The sequence below is a fragment of the Pseudomonas wuhanensis genome (genome assembly GCF_030687395.1).
Classification (GTDB): domain Bacteria; phylum Pseudomonadota; class Gammaproteobacteria; order Pseudomonadales; family Pseudomonadaceae; genus Aquipseudomonas; species Aquipseudomonas wuhanensis.
The window spans coordinates 2,574,766-2,592,216 of the sequence record NZ_CP117430.1; the positions used below are offsets into that span (position 1 = coordinate 2,574,766).

The window sequence follows — 17,451 nt, forward strand, 5'->3', positions numbered from 1 at the left end:
GGCGTAATGCCAGTCAGATCAAATAACGCGCCGAGGATCGGGCGCCAGGTTTCGTTATGCATGGCAGGAGGCGTTACATGCGTTGTGTTCTTTCACTGCTGATCACGCTGATCTGCGCCCAGGTGGCATGGGCCGAGCCCACGGCCGAGTTGTCGGAACCGGTGGGCGGCTGGCGCTATCACGGGCTGCTGGACCGCAGTGAAAACCCTCGAGTCGCCTATCCCACGCCGCCCATCGACCGCGGCGTGCAGCGCAATCGCACAATGATCGAAGGCCAGCTCAAAGCCCTCGGCACCCTCCGACCGCCGCACAGCCTGGCGGTCAACGGCAATCCCCTGAATCTGTACACCGACGACCAAGGGCGTTTTGCCCGGCCGTATGCGTTCGGCGCCGGGTCCAATAGCGTCGAAGTGCGCAGTTCCGAGGGCAAGTCGCTCAAGCGCGTTCAATTCTATGAAGCCAACAACCTGCGCACGCCGGCACGCATTCGCGTGGTGCTGGGTTGGGACGACCCCAAGGCCGAACTCGATCTGCACATCATTACCCCCGACGGCCAGCATGCGTTCTGGGCTCGCCCGGCGATGAGCAACGGCGGTGGCCTGGACCCGGACGGGGTCGATGGCCCCGGTCCGGAAATGTTCACCATGACCGCGCCGATGCATGGCACTTATCTGGTTTACGTGAACTATTGGGGCAACTTCGGCAGCGGCGGCTATAACTTCGATGAGACCAGCAACCAGAACGAGGTGATCACCTCGCAAATCAATCTGGTGCTCAACGAAAACACCGTCGACGAAAAACGCGAGACCTTCATCGTGCCTTTGCGGGCGATCGGCGACCTGCTGCTGGTCAAGACTTTCAACTATTAAACATCCCGCACCACGGATGAATTGGGTTTGAACATGAGTGATAACACTGTTTCCCCGGCCGCCAACACTTCCCGTCGCTGGCCGGCGCTGGTAATCGGGCTGTGCCTGGTAGCCGGCGTGGCAGGCGGGTTGGGTTGGTTTCTGAACAAACCCAAGGCTCCGCCTGCGGAACTGGCCAGTGACAAACTGGGCATGAGCCGGCCAGACGGGTTGCTCGAAACCCATTCCCTGAGCCAGTTGCCCAAGGATTTGCTGGCCGTGCCGTTTCTCAAGGAAACCCTGACCGAAGATTTCGTCTTCTATTACGAAGCCCACGCCGACCGTCTCGGCCTGATCGGCAGTCTGCGGCGGATTATTTACGAGCATGACTTGAAGTTGCAGGACAGCCTGATCGAGCAGATGTTCGATCAACCGGCGGATGTGGCGCTGTGGCGCGGGGCGGATGGGCGACTCAAGGATTTCCTGTTGGTGATGGATCGCGGCGGGCTGGCCAAGGTGCTGGAGCCACTGGCTAAAGTGGCGCTGGGTGATACGCAGCTGAGCAAACTCAGCGAGGTGAAAGTCGGCGCCGACGCCGTCACGCTTTATCAGCTCAACTACAACGCCAGCAAGTCATTGGTGTTCGCTTCCCATGGCGACAAACTGGTGGTGCTGTCCAATCCGGCCAAGCTCTACGATCCGGAAAACGGCGCATCAGAGGACACCGGCAGCGTTTCGACCAAGGCCATCGCCGCCTTGCTCAACGGCGACAAACTGTTCCCCGAAGCCTTCGGCCTGCCACCGCGTACGCCCGAGGTAAAACAACGCCTCTCGGTCAATTCCAGCGTTTTGGCCATGGGTTATCAGCGCTTCATCCCGAATTTCGCCGGCCTGCGATTCGACATGGACGACAAGGGCTGGCACAGCTTCCTCGCCATGGATGAACTGGAAAACCAGCCGGACTTCGACTTCAAACCGATCTGGCAAGCCATGCCGATGGGCGCCAGCGCCTGCGTGGCCTTGCCATTGGCCGCCGAACAACAGAAACCGCTGCTGGTGAAACTCGGCGCCGACGACGCCGTGGCCCAAGCCCTGACCGAACACATGGCCGGTGCCGCCGGCTTGTGCTGGTACGCCGATTCGCGGCTGTACACGCCGCTGCTGGTGGCCAGCCTGAATGACGATGACAGCGCCAAACTCGACGGCGACCTGGGCAACCTGTTCGGCTCGATGGTCGGCGCCTACGAAGGCAAGGTCGCTGAGCATGCGTTCCCGGTGGTCGAGAAGCAGGAAGGTAATACCCATCAGTGGCAGCGCCAGGTCAGCTCCAACTTCGGTCCCTATAAGGCCAAGGATGCCGAGCAACCGGACGCGATCACCGGCAAAGCCTTTATGCGCGTGAGCCTGGCTCGCCACGGTTCGACGCTGCTGTTCTCCCTCGACGACAAATTGGTCGACAAAGCTCTCGGCACCCTCGACAAACGTTTCCCGCCGCTGGCTGACGTGCTGCCCAAAGACCTGCTGATGCCGATCTATTTCGGCCCCGATTCCATGGCGCAACTGATGCAGCAGGAAACCCTCGACAGCCTGCCGCAGGACATGGAGCCGGTGTTCTACAACGCCGCACAAACCTACCTGATCCCAAAACTGCGCACCCTCGGCGGCTACGGCAAATACGCCCTGACGTTGCCCAAAGGCAGCGAGCCCGACGGCCACTGGCAGTGGCTGCCGCTGGAGTGGAAAGCCCTGTGACCGCACTCATCCGAGGCCTCGGCCTGCTGGCGTTGCTGCTGGGGACTCGCACCTTTGCCAGCGAAGCCCCGGCGCTCGACCTGCAGCAATCCCAGGTATTCCGCGCCTGGTTCGTGCGCATCGCCCAGGAACAACTGACCCAAGGCCCGAGCCCGCGCTGGTATCAGCAGGACTGCGCCGGGCTGGTGCGGTTTGCCGCCAACGAAGCGCTGAAAGTCCATGACGACAAATGGCTGCGCAGCAATGGCCTGTCCAATCGCTACCTGCCGCCGGAACTGCAACTGAGCGACGCCCAACGCGGCCTTGCCCAGCAATGGCAGCAGGGCGGCGGCAAAGTCGGGCCTTACGTCAACGCGATCAAATTGATTCAGTTCAACAGTCATCTGATCGGCCGCGATCTGGCCCAGGCCCGGCCCGGCGACCTGATGTTTTTCGATCAGGGCGACGACCAGCACCTGATGATCTGGATGGGCCGCTTCATCGCCTATCACACCGGCACCACCACCCCCACTGACAACGGCATGCGCTCCGCAAGCCTGCAACAACTCATGACATGGAAGGACACCCGATGGATACCCGACGCAGCCAACCCCAACTTCATCGGCGTCTATCGACTGAACTTCCTCTCCCAATGATCGGTGCCCGCATGCTGCGCATTTGCTCTCGAATTCCATTGTTGTTGGCGTTGGTGCTGCCCTTGTCGGCGGTGAATGCCGAAGACACCGTCGAGCCGAGCGGCTACACGCCGGTGGCCGGTGAGAGTTTTTTCCTGCTGGCCGACAGCAGTTTCGCCAGCGACGAACAGGCGATGGTTCGTCTCGAAGCGCCGGGCCGCGATTACCGCCGGTTCCGCATGGAGCCTTATGGCGGCGCCGACATTCGGGTGTATCGAATCGACAAGCCGCTGGATTTCCTCAAGCGCCAGAAGAACCTGCACCGCGTGGTCAGCGACGGCCAGTTCAAGGGCGAAGGCCTGTCGAACACCCTCGCGTACCTGTGGGACAACTGGTACCGCAAATCCCGTCGGGTGATGCAGCGGGCGTTTTCCTACGAGTCGCGCAAACAAGTCACCGAGGAAGTTCCGGAACTGAAAATGGGCACCGCCATCTCCGCGCCAACGCCCTACGACGCTCAGCCGCAATTCGCGTTGATTCCGGGCTTGCCGGTGGTCAGTCAATTCCGTTATCCGCTGTGGCAAGCCAAACCGATCCAGCCGCCTGTGGGCGTGAACCTGGCCGGTTCTTCCAGCGAGTTCGTCAGTGTTTCGCCGGGCAACGTGTACATCCCGTTGGGCAACCTGAAGCCGGGCCTGTATCTGGTGGAAGCGCTGATCGGCAAGTACCGCGCGACCACCATGGTTTTCGTCTCCAACACCGTGGCCGTGAGCAAGATTGCCGGCGATGAATTGCTGGTGTGGGCCGCGCGCAAACACGAAGGCAGTTCGGTGCCCAAGGTCAATGTGCTGTGGACCGACGGCCTGGGTGTGATGAGCAGTGGCGCTACTGACGCCGATGGTTTGCTGCGTCTGAAACACGTCAGCCCGGAGCGTTCGTTCGTGATTGGCGAGGACGAAGAGGGCGGGGTGTTCGTCTCCGAGAACTTCTATTACGACAGCGAAATCTACGACACCAAACTCTATGCGTTCACCGACCGGCCGCTGTATCGGCCGGGGGATTGGGTGTCGCTGAAAATCGTCGGCCGCGAGTTCAAGAATGCACGGGATTCCGTGGCACCGACCGCTGCCGACGTCAATGTGACCGTGCTCGATGCCACGGGCACGGCGCTGCAATCGTTGGCACTGAAACTCGATTCCAAGGCCGGCACCCAAGGCCGTTTCCAGTTGCCGGACAACGCGGTGGCGGGCGGTTATGAATTGCGTTTCAGCTACAAGGATCAGGCCTACAGCAGTGCTTTTCGTGTCGCTGAATACATCAAGCCGCACTTCGAGATTTCCCTGAACCTGGCCAAGCAGGATTACCGCACCGGCGAAGCGGTGAAGGGCAGTCTGGTGTTGCTGTACCCGGATGGCAAACCGGTGGCCAACGCCAAGTTGAGCCTGAGCCTGCGCGCCCAACAATTGTCGATGGTCGATAACGAGCTGCAATACCTCGGGCAATTCCCGGTGGAACTGACCAGCGCCGAACTGACCACCGACGCCAAGGGCAACGCGAGCCTCGATCTGCCCGCCGCCGAGAAACCGAGCCGCTACATGCTCACCGTGTTCGCCAGCGATGGCGCGGCGTATCGGGTCAAGACCACCAAGGAAATCCTCATCGACCGTGGCGCCGCCAGTTTCCGCTTGAGCGCGCCGCAGCGGTTCAGCGCGGTGGGCGGCAAGGTTGCATTCAGCTATGCCAACGAAGGTGGCAGCGAGCAGAGCAAAGCGGTCAACCCGAGCAGCTACAGTTGGGTGCGACTCGAAGATCAAACCACTGGCGAAGGTAAACTCGCCGCCAAAGATAAAGGCTTCACCCTGGCCTTCGACCGTCCGGGCACTTACAACCTGACGCTGAAGGATGATCACGGCCGCGTACTTGGCGCGACCGGTCATTCGGTCACCGGCGATGGCGTCAAAGCCGTGCCCGGCACTGTGGAAATTGTCCTCGATAAACCCGAGTACAAGGCCGGCGACGAAGCCCTCGCGTTGATCACTTTCCCCGAGCCGATCATCGATGCGCTGTTGTCGCTGGAACGCGACAAGGTCGAGGCCACGGCGCTGCTGTCCAAGGGCAGCGACTGGCTGAAGATGGAAAAACTCAGCGACACCCAATACCGCGCACGCATCCTAGTGAAGGACAACTTCGCGCCGAACCTGACCTTCTCCGTGCTCTACACCAAGGGCGGCCAATACAGCTTCCAGAACGCCGGGATCAAAGTTGTCGCACCCCAGATCGATGTGGCGATCAGCACCGATAAAGAGGCGTATCAGCCGGGCGATACGGTGTCCGTGGACCTCACGACGCAGTTCGCCGGCAAGCCGATTCCCGCGCACCTGACGGTCAGCGTGGTTGATGAAATGGTCTACGCGCTGCAACCGGAAGTCGCGCCTACCATCGACCAGTTCTTCTATCACCCACGCCGCAACAACGTGCGCACCAGCGCCAGTTTGTCGTTTATCAGCTACGACGTGGCACTGCCGGGCAGCCCAGGCGCACCGGGCAAAGCCAACCGCAGCGAGCGGGGCGTGAAAGTGCTGGAGCGGCCACGTCGCGAAGACGTCGACACCGCCGCGTGGCAGCCTGAATTGATCACCGATGCGAATGGCAAAACCCGCTTCACTTTCAAAATGCCGGACTCGCTGACTCGCTGGCGCATCACCGCCCGCGCCATCGCCGATGACGGCCAGGTCGGGCAGAAGAAGCAATTCGTGCGCTCGGAAAAACCGCTGTACCTGAAGTGGAGTGGCCCGACGAAATTCCGCAACAGCGACAAACCGGATCTCGGTGTGTTCGCGTTCAGTCAGGCCGAGAAACCGGTCAAGGCTGAGCTGGTGATTCATTACGCGGGCGCCGAACAACGGGTGCCGGTCACGTTGAACAACGGCATCAACTACCTCGCATTGCCGGCGTTCACCGTGGCCAATGGCGAGTGGACCGCCGAGCTGGTGCAGGACGGTAAAACTGCTGACGCCCTGGCCGTGCGCCTGACCGCGACCGGCGAAGGCTGGCAGGTGACTCAGAGCCAAAGCCTGGACGTGGCCAGCGGTGATACGCCGCTGACCTTGCCGGCAGACGCCACGGATATTCGCCTGCGTCTGGATGACAGCCCGCAAGCGCTGTTCCGTTCGGCACTTGATGATCTGCTGAGCTATCCGTACGGCGGCGTCGAACAAACCGCCAGCCGTCTGCTGCCGCTGAGCATCGCCTATCCAACGCTGTCGTCGAATCCACAGATCCGCGATCGCTTGCGTTTGATCATGCAGAACAGTCGTCTGCGACTGGTGCAAATGGCCGGCCCATCGGCGAGCTTCACCTGGTGGGGCTACGACGGTGAGCCGGATGCGTTCCTGACCGCGTATGCCTATTACGCCGATTGGCACGCCAGCAAAGCGCTGGAACTGAGCCTGCCGCCGGAGCATTGGCAGCGGGTGCTGGAGGTGTACGCAAAACAAGCGCAGAACACGCCGCTGTTGCAGCGGGCGTTGATTCTGTCGTTTGCCAAGCAGATGCAATTGCCGGTGAACACGCTGCTCAGTGGTTTGATCGACGACTTGGTGAAAGCCGGCGAAGGCCATGCGGCGAGCGTGATGGACGATGGCGCAGAGAGCCTGGTCATGAGCGATCCGGATTCGGCGTTGGGGCTGGCCAGCGCTCGGGTGCTGACCGCGTCTTTGGCGCGTCAGGCCAAGGTCAATCTGCCGTCGGCGTTCAATGGTCAATTGGAAGTTGCGCAACAACAAGTGGCCGCCAGCTCTCAACCGTTTGTCGAAGCGCTGAACCTGTCGCTGCAAGCCTTCGATCAGGCTCACGCTCAAGCGTTGTTGCAACGCCTGTTGCCACAGCAATCGACCCTGGAACGCGCCTTGGCGCTGACCTGGCTGCAACGCAGCATCGAGCAGGCCTCGCCGACCATCGCGCTGGCACCGGGTGAAGGGTGGAAGAAACAACACAGTGCTACCGGTGAGATGTATTGGACGTGGCAGGGTGCTGCGCCCGTGCCGGCAGTGTTGTCGCTGACCGGGGAGCAAGAACGTCCGCTTCGTGCCGCGTTGAGCTTCCAGAGCAAGCAACCGCCGGTGAACCCGATGGCCGTGACCATCACTCGTCGTCTGTCGCGTCTGGTGCCGGGTGACGAAGCGTTCGAATTCAAACTCGAAGCGGTCGGCAGCAAACCGTTGTCCAGCGACAGCCTGTATCTGGACGAAGTGATCATCACCAGCAAGGCCGCGAAACCGCTGCGCTACGGCATGCTCGAAGTGCCGCTGCCACCGGGCGCGGACGTCGAGCGCACCACGTGGGGCATCAAGCTGATGGGCAAGGCCGGCACCGAGCCGACTGCGCTGGAGAAGGCCCGTTTCGAACCGGGGCAACTGGCTTACGCGATCCCGGTGGATGCCTTGAGCGGTGAATTGCGCCTGCGTCATCTGGTGCGCTTCTCGCAAAAGGGTCAGTTCAATCTGCCGCCGGTGCGTTTCACGCAGGTCTATGCACCACAGCATCAGGCCCAGGAACAGAAGCCGGCGCTCGGTCAGGTCACGGTCCACTGACATGACCCGGCGTTTGGTCTGGTTACTGCTGTGCTTGATGCCTGCGCTGGCGACAGCGCAGGACGAGCCGTTGCACCTGGGCTTCAAAGGTGAATGGCTTGCGTTGAGCCAGACGCAGGTGATCTCGCGTGAGCCATTGCCTGCTGATGTGCAGACGCCACTGGGTAGTGTGTGGAAGCTGTTTGTCTACGGCTGGCTGGTGGATACCGGCGCGCATGAACCGGCGTATGAGTGTCGCGGGCAATCGAAGGAAGAAGTGTATTGCTGCACGGCGGGCGGCAGGATTGAGCGCGATCAGGCATTGGTGAAGTCTTGCGGGTTGTATTTCGAGCCTGCGCGTCTGGGCATTGCTGGCGCGCAATGGCGCGAGTATTGGCAGGCGAGACAAGCGCCGACGTGGTTGCTGGATTTGCCGTCGTTGCAACCGCAGGCCCGGGTTTCGGTGGCTGAGTTGTTGAAGGCATTGGCCGTGATGCCGGCGCAGGATCAGGCGCGCCGGGTGTTGCTCGATGTGGTGCTGAACGCTGCTGACGGTAACGTCGTGGGCGAACTCGGTGGTCGGTTGCGGGTGAAAACCTGGAGCTGGTTGGGGGATCAGGACCCTTCGTCGCGTCAGGGCGGATTTGCTGGCTGGACGGCGGACGGCACACCGATCTGGGCCGGTGGGCGCGGTACCAGTCAAATGGTCTTGCGCAATTACGGTCAGGCACTGGCGACGGTGTTGCCTTCGTCATGGCCCGCCGAGGCGGGGAAGTGCGTCGAGGTCGGTCTGTTCGCGCGTTATCCGCTGAAACGCGTGCTGTCGGGGGATCGCGTGATAACGCCCGGGCCCTTGCAAGGCGACTATCGCGTCGAGTTCGCCAATGGCAATCAACTCGATATCCATAGCGACGGCGAGTTGTTCTTGCTCAAAGACAAACTCGTCGCTCGCCTGGACCGCGAAGAATACGTCGCCCGTGTCCTGCAGCGCGAAGCCAGACCGGAACCCGCCGAAGCCGCCAAAGCCTTGAGCGTCGCGATCCGCACCTACCTGCTGCAAAACGCCACCCGCAACGGCGACTGCCTGAGCATCGATGACAGCAGCAACCGACAGCGCGTCGCCCCACGCCCGGCCGCGACCGAGTCGCGCAACATCGCCGCGTGGACCAGCGACCTGGTCCTCGCCGGCAGCAACGTCACCTATCACTCTGACCAACCGGGGCCGGACAAACTCTCCTGGCAGCAAGCCGTCGAACAAGCCAATGCCGGCCAACGCTACGACGCCATTCTGCTGCACGCCTACCCACGCGCCAGCCTCAGCCGCTGGGACAATCCCGTGGCGTCCTGCGAAGCGCTGCCCGCCGCGCAAGACTGGCTGCAAAAACAACGTCGCGGCTGGCGTCCACGGCTGGAAAGCGAGGTTGGCTACAACGAAGTCAGCACCTTCGCCGTTTGCCGCCTGGCCTTCGGCCGTCCTTTCGTCGACCGCGAACGCCAGCGCATTTACGTGCGCGGCGTGCTGTCGCTGCAAGACCGCCTCGACCTGACCCACGAATACCTGCACCTGGCCTTCGAAGCACACCCCAACGGCCAGGATGAAACCTACATCGAAGGGCTCGCCCGCCACCTCTTGCTGGAATAGGCCATGAAACTCCGTTACCCACAGGTCCTCCTGTTCCTTTGTTCTTTTTGCGTATGGCCGACCACGTTCGCCGCCGATAGCGCGGTCAAACTCGACACGCCCGTCGGCGGCTGGCGCACGGGTGCGCCCGAAGGCGAAGGCGAAAACTTTCGTCAGACGGTTAATTACCCGGCGTCCTCGGTCAACACGCCGGTGGGGCAGGCCAATACCGCTCGCATCACCGGCCAGATCAAATCCGCCCCGAAGGGCAATGAACCCGGCAAGCTGATCGTCAACGGCGTCAGCATGCCGCTGAAAATCGACCCCGCCGGCCGCTACGATCGCCCGTTCTCATTCCCCAACGGCAGCAACAGCGTTGAAGTCCGCAGCCCCGATGGTCAACAACGCCACCGCACCCAGTTCCTCAACACCAGCGGCGGCGCCACCCCGGCCAAGTTGCGGGTATTACTGGCCTGGGACAGCGACGGCACCGACCTCGACCTGCATGTCGTCACGCCTGACGGCGGCCACATCTGGTACGGCGACCGCGTCGCGGCCAACGGCGGCGCACTCGACGTCGACGTCACCACCGGCTACGGCCCCGAAATCTTCGCCATGCCGGCGCCGATCAAGGGGCAATACCTGGTGTACGTGAACTACTACGGTGGCGGGTATCGCAGTGATGATGAAGGGCAGGAAGAGGCACAGCAGCCGCTGACCACTGCGCACATCACGGTGATTACGGAAGAGGGGACACCGAACGAAAAGATGGAAACGTTCCTGGTGCCGATGCGGGCGGTGGGGGAGTTGACGTTGGTTAAGGGGTTTAGTTATCCGTGAGGGGGGCATTGTGACGGCAGTGCTGACACGATTGAATTGGGCAGCAGGTTGCTGCCCAATACCGTGATCACAGTGGCACTGTTTCACGCCGAAACACTTCGTGATTTTTATTGTTTCAAGGTGAGGAGTACTAGAGAAGGTCGTCTACTAAACAGGAACGCCTTCACGTGAATGACCTCAGCGCTACTGCACCGTCCGTTAGTGCAAGCTTTAACGAAATCACGCAACTGATCATCACTGCCCGGCAGCGAGCGGTGCAGGCAGTCAATACCGAGTTGATTGAACTGCACTGGCAGGTCGGGGCTTACATCAGTCGGAAGATCGAAGCGGCGGAGTGGGGGGATGGAGTGGTCGCTCAATTGGCTACTCACCTCGCTCATACTCAGCCGGGATTGCGTGGTTTTACCAGAGCTAATCTCTTTCGCATGCGCAAGTTTTACGAGGCATACAGGCATGACCCAATTGTCGCAGCACTGCTGCGACAATTGCCCTGGACCCAAAACCTGATCATTCTCAACCAAAGCAAACATCCGGAAGAACGCGAGTTCTACCTGCGCATGGCGATTCAGGAGAAGTGGTCGAGCCGGGAGCTTGAACGCCAGTTCAAAGGCGCTCTGTTTGAGCGTAGCGTCATCAACCCCGCAAAAGTCTCGCCGTTGATGAGGCAAACGCATCCCGAAGCCTTGAGTGTGTTCAAGGACACCTACATGGTCGAATTTCTCGACTTGGCGCAAGGTCATGTCGAGGCCGATTTACATGGCGGGTTACTGCGCAGGCTCAGGGATTTTCTGATCGAGCTGGGGCGTGACTTTTGTTTCGTCGGTTCGCAGTATCCATTGCAGGTTGGTGGCCGCGACTTTGCGTTGGATCTGCTCTTCTTCCATCGTGGACTCAATTGCCTGGTGGCGATTGAGCTCAAGGTCGGACGCTTCGAGCCAGAATACCTCGGCAAGCTGGACTTCTACCTTGAGGCTTTGGATCGCGATGTCCGCAAACCCCATGAAAACCCGGCGCTTGGTGTCTTGTTGTGCGCCAGCAAAGACGACGAAGTCGTCGAGTACGCCCTGAACCGTTCGCTTTCGCCAGCATTGATCGCGGAATATCAGACTCAGCTGCCTGACAAGAAACTGTTGCAGGCCAAGTTGCATGAGTTTTATGCGCTGAATGCTGACGAGTAAACCAGCGGTTATGTTTGAGGGGGTTCTTGGGGGCCTCTTCGCGAGCAAGCCCGCTCTCACCCCCAGTCTAATTCCTGCGCAAGACACAAGCGGGCTTGCTCGCGAAGAGGCCGGCCCATCCAACACAAAACCCATTCACGCTTCGGCTGACTCTCTGCCACAGCCGTCTTCGATTTAGTGAACCGATAAAACAGATTGGGCTCACTCACAACGTAAAGCTCGCCGTCGGCGTCCATGGTCATGCCTTCGGCTTGCGGTATGGTTTTTTCGAGATCATCCGTCAGGTGGAGCAGGGAACGGATGCTGACGAAGTTACCGTCCTGGTCGAGTTCGGTCAGGTTGGAAGACTGCTCGCTCAGTACCAGCAAGTGACCGGTCCTTGAATCGTAGTAGCCCTCGGAAAGATCCATGCCGAAGACGCTGCGGTCGATCCAGCTCGTCAAGTCCTTGATGCGCACCTGCAACGAGCCGTCAATGGAAGCCAGCATGCCGGTGACCGAATACAGTTGGCGCGGATCACGTTCCTTGATCGCAAAAATGCGATCATTGGCCGCATCATAGGCCACGCCTTCAAAGCCCTTGTTGTGTTCGCTCAGGTTGATTTCGATGGCGACAAACTGGGCATTTTCCACCTGAATGGGGCCGGCGCTGGCCGGCAAGGTGAGGACATACAGTCGCTGCAACACTTCATCGGCGATCACCACTCGCCCATTACCCAAGTAAGCAATACCTTCGGTGTCCTGGAACCCGATCAGCGGATAACGTTCAAGCAGATCGCCGTTACGACTCAGCGCGACAATCTCCATGGAAGAACTATTGGTGATCCCCAGCAGACGATCCCGGTCCGGGTCATAGGTGATGCCGGACAAATCGGTGACGCTCGCAACAGGCTTGGCCTGGATCACGGCTTTATAATCCGGCAGCCAGATATTTTTGTCGGGCGCCTGATTGCCATGCCAGCGGTTTTGCCAGTGCGCATACAGCTGCCGGTGGACCATGAAATGTGCGGAAACCGCATAGGCGCCGAGCAGTACAACAATGAAAAATATTCCTGTTTTCCATCTCTTGCTCATGACTTTTCTTTGTCCCAGCTGAAGCGATAGACCTTGGGCGGCTGTCCGGGATGGCAACGACCGTTGTCGGCATCGGCACCTACAATCGACCACCGCGCACGAGACGTTTCGCCCAGCGCATGGGCAGCTTCAGGATTGAAACACTGGCTTAACACTGCGCCTGGGACCAAGGCGTACGCCTCACGGTGGTCGCGCAGCCACTGCGCTGCCTGTTCGACCGAGGAGTTTCTGACGCCGAAATGCACGATCGGCTGTCGGGCATATAACCAGTGGCCCTCGCGCCAGTTAACCAACACCAGGTCGGCGCCGTGGGTCATGGTCGCTGCCTGCGTCATGATCGCTTCGTGGGGATTGCGACCGTCCTTGATCGGCTCGATGAAGCCGCGGGCAAACCACAGGACAAACCAGGTCACCACCAGCGCCTGGAATACTCGCCGACCACGCGGGCGTTTGCCGAACCAGCGCTTGAGCAGCCATGGCATCAGCGGCGCTGCCGCCAGCACCAGCCCTGGCAGCGCCGGATAGATGTACAACTTGCGTTTGCCGCTGCTCAAGCAGAAGAACAGCACCACCAACACAACCCAGCCCAGCAGTACCAGCACTCGACCGTCGTGTTTGCGCAGTTGCCGGCGCCAGGCTGGCACCAGCCACGGCAGGGCCAGCACCAATGGCAACCAGTATTGCGGGATGACGTTGACGAAGAAATACCAGAACGGTTCGCGGTGGTCCCACGCGGCGGCATAGCGTGCGGCTGTCTGGCGCAGCAGGATTTCTCGCGCATAGGCGATTTCATCCGCAGTGCCATTGAGCACAATGGAAAGCGCCAGGGGCAGCAGCCAGATTGCGATGGCGCCGAGGGCGACCAAGAAGCCCAGGAACCACTTGCGCGCCTCGCCCGGCATGGCTACCACGCCGGGCCAGTTTTTGCGCACCGCATAGGCATATGGAATCAGCATCAGGACCGGAACGAAGCCGACCCCTTTGGTGATCACGCCAATGCCCATGGCGGCGCAGCCCACATAGAACCAGCGCCACGCCGGCCCAAGCAGCAGATGTCGCGCCAACCCGTACAAGCCCAGCGATGTGAACAGAATCAAAAAGCTGTCGATCTGCCCGGTACGCAAGATGCTGTAAGTCTGATACGTGGCCAGGTACAAGAGCGCCGCCGTCCGACCGATGCGCTGATTCCATAGCCTGCGGCCCAGATCGTAGACCATGGCCGTGACCGTCGCGGCCGACAAAAGCCCCGGAATGTAAAGGGCGAGGGCGGGCAGGCCGGTGAGCCACGCGAAGAACGCCACCGTCCACATAAAGATCGGCGGCTTATCGCCGTATATTTCCGCGGCGCGGTGAGGGATGAGCCACGCGCCGTTGTGCAGCATTTCCAGGGCCACGCCGAGGAAGCGTTCCTCGTCCACATTCTGCGGTTGACGCAGCCCTAGCCCGGCGCCGATCAACAGTAGGGCAAGCAGCATCAGACCCAGGCATTCGATCCCGGGCGACAGGCTTTTGCGCATGGCTCAGTCCTTTAAATGTCTGCTGCGGGCAATCAACTGCAAGTTGCGCAAATAGACGATGGAGCCAAACGCCTGACCGACAATGAAGACCGGGTCTTGCCGGTAAATGGCGTAAGCGAACAGCAGGGTGCTGCCGACGATGCTCAGGTACCAGAAGCTCACCGGGATCACGCTGCGTTTCTTGTATTCGCTGTACAGCCATTGCAAGACGAAGCGACCGGTAAAGGCGATCTGGCCACTGAAGCCGATCATCAGCCACAGGGTTTCGCGGGAGAGGTTCATCCTTCGATCTCCTGTGCATTGGTGTTCAACCGCGTACGCTTGATCAGCCACCAAACGCCGAACAGGTCGAGAATGCCCACCAGGGCGCGGTCGATGTTGCCGTATTTGGACACCCCGGCCGTGCGGGGGCGGTGATTGACCGGATGGACGATCATGCGGCCGTTGTGACGCTGGATCAGCGCAGGAATGAACCGATGCATATGGTCGAAGTACGGCAAGCGCAGAAACGCCGCACGCTCGATCAGTTTCAGTCCGCAGCCGGTGTCCGGCGTGGCGTCCTTGAGCAGGCGGCTGCGCAGACCATTGGCAAAACGCGAGGCCCAGCGCTTGCTCGCGGTATCGCGGCGGTTGACCCGGTGCCCGGCCACCAACTGAACGTCGACCAGACCCTGTTCACCGCGCACCAGCGCCAACATCCCGGGGATGTCCGCGGGATCGTTTTGACCGTCGCCATCGAGTGTCGCCAGCCATTGCCCTTGAGCCGCGAGCGCCGCATGGTAGAGCGAAGTGCTTTGCCCCAGCGAACGCTCATGACGCAGGATGCGCAATGCGCTCAGGCCGTTGTTTTTGATCTGCCGCAGTTCATGCAAGGTGGAATCGGTACTGCCATCGTCCACGACAATGATTTCGTAAGCCTCACCGGCTAACGCGGTGTGGATTTCCTCAAGTAAAGGTTTGAGGTTGTTCGCTTCGTTTTTTGCTGGAATCAATACAGATACAAAAATGTCTTGGCTCATAGAGTCCCCCTTGCTCCTCGGTTTTTTATTATCAAGGGCTTACGTTTCATATCTGATAGAAATGGCGATACCACTTCACAAATTCCGCCACGCCTGTTTCAACCGTTACCTGAGGGCGGAAGTCGACCCATTCGGCCAGTGCCGAAACATCGGCCCAGGTCTTGACCACATCGCCCGCCTGTAGCGGCAGAAAGTTGCGCCGGGCCTTGATGCCCAATGCCGTTTCCAGGCAGTCGACGAATTCCAGCAGCGGTACCGGTTGGCCACGGCCTATGTTGAAGATGCGGTTTACGCCATCCTCTGGCCCGTTCGGCACCGGTGGTTTTGAGCGCAGGCGAGCGATGCTTTCGACGATGTCGTCGATGTAAGTGAAGTCGCGCGACATCTGGCCATGGTTATAGATGTCGATCGGCAAGCCTTTGATGATCGCCTCGGTAAACTTGAACAACGCCATGTCGGGGCGACCCCAAGGACCGAAAACGGTGAAAAAGCGCAGGCCGCTGGCCTTCAGGCCATAGAGGTGGCAGTAGCTGTGCGCCAACAATTCATTGGCTCGTTTAGTGGCGGCATACAGCGAAATGGGATGATCGACGCTGTCTTCGACGCTGAACGGCATTTTGCTGTTGGAGCCATACACCGAGCTGCTCGAGGCGTAGATCAAATGCGCGGGGCGATGGTGCCGACAGGCTTCCAGCACATTCAGAAAACCCACCAGATTCGACTGCGCATAGACATCCGGGGTGTCCAGTGAATAGCGAACGCCCGGCTGGGCCGCCAAGTGCACAACCTCGGTGAAAGCATGGTCTTGGAACAACGCCATCAAGGCCGGTTTGTCGACGATGTCCAGGGTCTGGAAACGAAAGCCCGGCAAGGATTCCAATACCTTGAGCCGTGCGTGCTTGAGTTCCACGCTGTAGTAGTCGTTGAGATTGTCGATACCGACCACTTCAAGGCCTTCCCGACACAAACGCTTGACGGTGTGATACCCGATGAAACCGGCGGCGCCCGTGACCAGAACCGTCATGAGGCTCGCGCCTGTACGCGACTAATCCCTGCCCTGCGCAAAGGCCTTTGCATGACAATCACCCCTGAGTGCTGATCAGCGTATGTGTTTGGGTCGATACCACCGTTGGCTCCATGCCTCTTGATCCATTGCCCTGCCAAAAGTCTGCGCGGCGTTCATCATGAGCAGTAGCGCCCGCAGCCACGCATAACGTGCCTGCGGAGTTGTAAAAAAAACGTTAAGCAATCATGTCGTTTTTGTGACCGTGCTACCGGCCCTCACAACGTGGAACCCAGCAGCTTGAGGTACTGCGGGCTCTCGGATATCGAATTGTGGCCCGTGCCCGGTATCACCTGCATAGAGGCCACGCCCTTGGCGAAATTCGTGTAGAGCTTTTCCGTGCTTGAGCGCGGTATGACTTCGTCGTGCTCGGCGACGACAAACAGTGTTGGTACGGTGATGTGAGCGGCGTATTTCCAGGATTCAAATTTGTCCTGAAGCAGCCACTTCACCGGGAACCAGCGGAACTGGCGGGCGGCGAGGTCTTCAAGGCTGTTGTAGGGCGTGATCAGGATCAGCCGCGACGCCGGGCGTTGGCTGGCCAGGCGCACGGCAACGCCCGAACCCAGGCTGCGCCCGACCACGGCGATGGAAGGATGGGTGTTGTAGACCATGTCGAACAAGGTCATGGCATCTTGCTGAATCGCCTCCTCGGACGGCGACCCGGAGCTGCCACCGTAGCCTCGGTAATGCAGCAAGTAGATCGCATGATCGGCAAAGGCCTGCGAAAACCCGGGCAGGCTGCGGGAAACGTCCTCGGCATTGCCACCAAAGTAGATCAACGCCTTCGGGCCGTCGTGCGGCCTGACGGTCACCAGCACTTGTGCATCGGCGACTTGCAGCGTCAGCAGCGTTTCGGGTGCGTCGATAGCGCGTGGTTGCGGGTAGTAGATCAGGGTGCGTTGAAATACGAACAGCGCGGCGCAGAGCACCAGGTACGCAATTGCAATGAAAGCGAAGAGAGACACCAGGGTTCGCAACATTCGGCTAAGTTTAGTGGACGACATTGACTGCTTTGGGCCTTGAGACAGCTATTGCTTGAGTGCCGTCAGAGTGTAGTTCAGCAATTTCAGCTGTACAGGAGAGGTGCCCAATGCCAGTCAGTTAAGCGCAACCCCTGTGGGAGCGAGCCTGCTCGCGAATGCGGTGTGTCAGGCAGCACTAATGTCGACTGACACTTCCTCTTCGCGAGCAGGCTCGCTCCCACAGGTTCCGCCCCTTCACTGACTGGCATTGGTCTTTGCCTATGATTGTTTTCAGCCGCAGAAAAATACTCACGTTGGCTGCCGGTGTTTCGGCGGTCTTCACCTTCGATCCGGCCTTTGCTACATCGGTGCCATCGACGGAAACAGGAG

General features: G+C 60.1%; 13 protein-coding genes. 7 read left to right on the forward strand and 6 right to left on the reverse strand.

Annotated elements, in window-relative coordinates:
• The first annotated feature begins 77 nt into the window (after positions 1–77).
• From PSH88_RS11990 to PSH88_RS12020, 7 genes are all read left to right on the forward strand, one after another.
• Positions 78–869, forward strand: coding sequence for a YfaP family protein (locus tag PSH88_RS11990; RefSeq protein WP_305426375.1), 792 nt, complete (start codon positions 78–80; stop codon positions 867–869).
• A gap of 33 nt (positions 870–902) precedes the next feature.
• Positions 903–2,600, forward strand: coding sequence for a DUF2138 domain-containing protein (locus PSH88_RS11995; protein ID WP_305426376.1), 1,698 nt, complete (start codon positions 903–905; stop codon positions 2,598–2,600).
• A complete protein-coding gene (locus tag PSH88_RS12000) occupies positions 2,597–3,235 on the forward strand; it encodes a DUF1175 domain-containing protein (RefSeq protein ID WP_370694684.1) in 639 nt (212 codons plus the stop codon). Before PSH88_RS11995 ends, PSH88_RS12000 begins: the two co-directional genes overlap by 4 nt.
• Positions 3,232–7,806 carry an alpha-2-macroglobulin family protein gene (locus PSH88_RS12005; protein WP_305426977.1) on the forward strand — a complete coding sequence of 1,525 codons (4,575 nt, stop codon included), beginning with the start codon at positions 3,232–3,234 and terminating at the stop codon, positions 7,804–7,806. Before PSH88_RS12000 ends, PSH88_RS12005 begins: the two co-directional genes overlap by 4 nt.
• A gap of 1 nt (position 7,807) precedes the next feature.
• Positions 7,808–9,427, forward strand: a complete 1,620-nt coding sequence (locus PSH88_RS12010) for a DUF2300 domain-containing protein (RefSeq protein ID WP_305426377.1) — start codon at positions 7,808–7,810, stop codon at positions 9,425–9,427.
• A gap of 3 nt (positions 9,428–9,430) precedes the next feature.
• Positions 9,431–10,246 (forward strand): YfaP family protein, encoded by an 816-nt coding sequence (locus tag PSH88_RS12015; protein WP_305426378.1) that lies wholly within the window; start codon positions 9,431–9,433, stop codon positions 10,244–10,246.
• Positions 10,247–10,413: 167 nt separating this feature from the next.
• On the forward strand, positions 10,414–11,424 hold the full coding sequence (locus tag PSH88_RS12020) for a PDDEXK nuclease domain-containing protein (protein WP_305426379.1): 1,011 nt from the start codon (positions 10,414–10,416) through the stop codon (positions 11,422–11,424).
• 56 nt (positions 11,425–11,480) lie between these two features.
• On the opposite strand, the gene PSH88_RS12025 is transcribed toward PSH88_RS12020, so the two are convergent.
• The 6 genes from PSH88_RS12025 to PSH88_RS12050 form a co-directional block, all read right to left on the reverse strand.
• Complete coding sequence (locus PSH88_RS12025; RefSeq protein WP_305426978.1) at positions 11,481–12,497, reverse strand: SdiA-regulated domain-containing protein; 1,017 nt, start codon at positions 12,495–12,497, stop codon at positions 11,481–11,483.
• On the reverse strand, positions 12,494–14,014 hold the full coding sequence (locus tag PSH88_RS12030) for an ArnT family glycosyltransferase (protein WP_305426380.1): 1,521 nt from the start codon (positions 14,012–14,014) through the stop codon (positions 12,494–12,496). The genes PSH88_RS12025 and PSH88_RS12030 overlap by 4 nt, the downstream gene beginning before the upstream one ends.
• A gap of 3 nt (positions 14,015–14,017) precedes the next feature.
• Positions 14,018–14,296: a lipid-A-disaccharide synthase N-terminal domain-containing protein gene (locus PSH88_RS12035; RefSeq protein ID WP_305426381.1), complete on the reverse strand. Its 279-nt coding sequence runs from the start codon at positions 14,294–14,296 to the stop codon at positions 14,018–14,020.
• Positions 14,293–15,033, reverse strand: a complete 741-nt coding sequence (locus PSH88_RS12040; RefSeq protein WP_305426382.1) for a glycosyltransferase family 2 protein — start codon at positions 15,031–15,033, stop codon at positions 14,293–14,295. The genes PSH88_RS12035 and PSH88_RS12040 overlap by 4 nt, the downstream gene beginning before the upstream one ends.
• A 46-nt stretch (positions 15,034–15,079) precedes the next feature.
• A complete protein-coding gene (locus tag PSH88_RS12045) occupies positions 15,080–16,057 on the reverse strand; it encodes an NAD-dependent epimerase/dehydratase family protein (protein ID WP_305426383.1) in 978 nt (325 codons plus the stop codon).
• 257 nt (positions 16,058–16,314) lie between these two features.
• Positions 16,315–17,103, reverse strand: coding sequence for an alpha/beta hydrolase (locus PSH88_RS12050; RefSeq protein WP_305426384.1), 789 nt, complete (start codon positions 17,101–17,103; stop codon positions 16,315–16,317).
• Positions 17,104–17,451 lie beyond the last annotated feature (348 nt).